Raw genomic sequence first — 2,086 nt, forward strand, 5'->3', positions numbered from 1 at the left:
TAGGCCTTGTCCCCGCTGCTAAGAGCCCTTCACGCTCTTTACTTGAACCGTCAGAGTGCCGGCCAAGTCCACGTCGCTTCCGGAGCCGGTGGCGCCAGCCTGCGACAGGAGGGTGGCTCCGAAGGCTGCGCTCCAGAACGTCCTTGTTTCCACTGGGATGGGACGTTGTACTTCCCAGTGACGTTGCTTCAGCATGCGGGCGAGGTAGCGCTCGGACTGGTGGAACAGCAGATTCAGATGCTGATCCACCACCGAGGCCAGGGCCGGCACGGATGTTCCCACCGCCAAGGCGCGCACCACCAGTGGCATGGACGGGAGAATCAGCGCCGTTCGGGCCATGTTCCTTCGAAATGACTCGGGAGTCCCTGCGCTGTGGCCGATCGCTTCCAGGCGCTCCGCATCGTGGAGCAGGGCCAGGAAAGCTGCGTGGATGAAGAGCGAGTCTTTGGAACCGAAGTAGTAAGTCACCTGGTTGGGAAATACCCCGGCATCGGCGGCAATCGCCGCCACGCTCACCTTAGCGGAAGGATTGGCGAGGTAGAGCTTGACCGCGCTATCCAGGATCCGACCCTTGGTCGAGTGGCCACGAGCTTGGGATGGGTCCCCCGGCTGGCGTTTACTCTTGCGCTCCGCGGTCATGAAAAAATTGTACTTCATACAACTATGCAGGATATCTTGTATGCCATACAAGAAAAGGAGTTGCCATGAGGGCACGAGATATCGCGGTAACAGGAATCGGCGCCACTACGCCTTTGGGAGGCACGGTCGACACTACGTGGGCTGCCCTCCTTGAGGGCTGTTCAGGGGTGCGGGATGTCGGGCTGGATATGCTGCAGGACAGCGGGCTCCCTGTGAACATCGCCGCGCCCATGGCCGCCGACCCCGCCACCGGGCTTGACACCGTCGAAGCCAAACGACTGGACCGCGTTCAGCAAGCCGCCATGGTTGCCGCGGCTGAAGCCTGGGCCGACGCGGGTTCGCCCGAGGTTGACGGCGCCCGCCTGGCTGTGGCGGTGGGAACAGGCGTGGGAGGCATCGGCACACTGCTCCGGGAAGACGACACCTTGGAGAACCGCGGCCAACGCCGGGTATCCCCACGGGCAGTACCGATGCTCATGGCCAACGGACCCGCCGCGGCTGTCAGCATCCGCTACGGCGCCAAGGCTGGTTCTTACACTCCGGTCTCGGCGTGTTCCTCTGGTGCCGAAGCAATCGTCATGGCCGCTAGATTGATCCGATCTGGTGAGGCGGATGTGGTCATTGCCGGTGGTGCTGAAGCCGCGATAACGCCCTTCACCGTCGCTGCCTTCCTGCAAACGAGGGCTCTGTCAACACTTGCGGCAGACCCCGCCTCTGCATCACGTCCGTTTGCGTCCGACCGCGACGGCTTCGTCCTGGGCGAGGGCGCAGGCATGTTGGTGCTGGAAAGTGCCGAGCATGCCATGGCCCGGGGCGCCACCGTTCATGCGGTTCTGCGGGGGGTGGGCATTGCCTCAGATGCCTTCCACATGACTGCACCGGCGGACGACGGTGAAGGCCAGATTACCGCCATCACCAAAGCCCTCGGCGATGCCGGAATGAGTGCCGCCGAGGTGGGCCACGTCAACGCCCACGCAACCGGCACCTCCTTGGGTGACCTGGCTGAAGCCACAGCCATCAAGGCCATCTTCGGCGACACCATTCCGGTGACCGCGCCCAAGGCCTCCCTGGGACATCTCTTCGGTGCCGCCGGCGCCGTCGAAGCCATCATTGCGGTCCGGAGCGTTGCGCAGGAGGTCATCCCTCCCACCCGAAACCTTCATCGAGGTAACGTCGACCCAGGGATCGGGCTGGACCTTGTCACCGAACAGCGCCGCGGAACTGCTCCCGCAGTCCTGTCCAACTCCTTCGGATTTGGCGGCCAGAATGTGAGCCTGATCTTCGGCAAGGATTAGAGGTTTGCCCGTCTCCGCCCACCTGACAGGATGGAAGAGACGGGTGAACAGCTACTGCGTAAGCGTGATGGATCGAGCAGTTGAAAATCAATCGGGCGGGTCCGGGAAGGCCCCGGACCCGCCCGGACCGTGTTCGCGGGGACAAGGCCTAT

2 protein-coding genes are annotated in these 2,086 nt (G+C 63.3%); one reads left to right on the forward strand and one right to left on the reverse strand.

Features of this window, described 5'->3' with window-relative positions; all coding sequences use genetic code 11:
* Positions 1 to 18: 18 nt before the first annotated feature.
* A complete protein-coding gene (locus tag ACFVTE_RS24510; RefSeq protein ID WP_387105339.1) occupies positions 19 to 657 on the reverse strand; it encodes a TetR/AcrR family transcriptional regulator C-terminal domain-containing protein in 639 nt (212 codons plus the stop codon).
* A gap of 47 nt (positions 658 to 704) precedes the next feature.
* Between ACFVTE_RS24510 and ACFVTE_RS24515 the strand changes: the two genes are divergently transcribed.
* Complete coding sequence (locus ACFVTE_RS24515; RefSeq protein ID WP_387105342.1) at positions 705 to 1,934, forward strand: beta-ketoacyl-[acyl-carrier-protein] synthase family protein; 1,230 nt, start codon at positions 705 to 707, stop codon at positions 1,932 to 1,934.
* Positions 1,935 to 2,086 lie beyond the last annotated feature (152 nt).

The organism is Arthrobacter sp. NPDC058097 (assembly GCF_042884885.1).
GTDB lineage: Bacteria > Actinomycetota > Actinomycetes > Actinomycetales > Micrococcaceae > Arthrobacter.

Coding starts and splice junctions, on each gene's coding strand:
- ACFVTE_RS24510 (WP_387105339.1), bottom strand. CDS start 657: ATGAAGTACAATTTTTTCATGACCGCGGAGCGCAAGAGTAAACGCCAG.
- ACFVTE_RS24515 (WP_387105342.1), top strand. CDS start 705: ATGAGGGCACGAGATATCGCGGTAACAGGAATCGGCGCCACTACGCCT.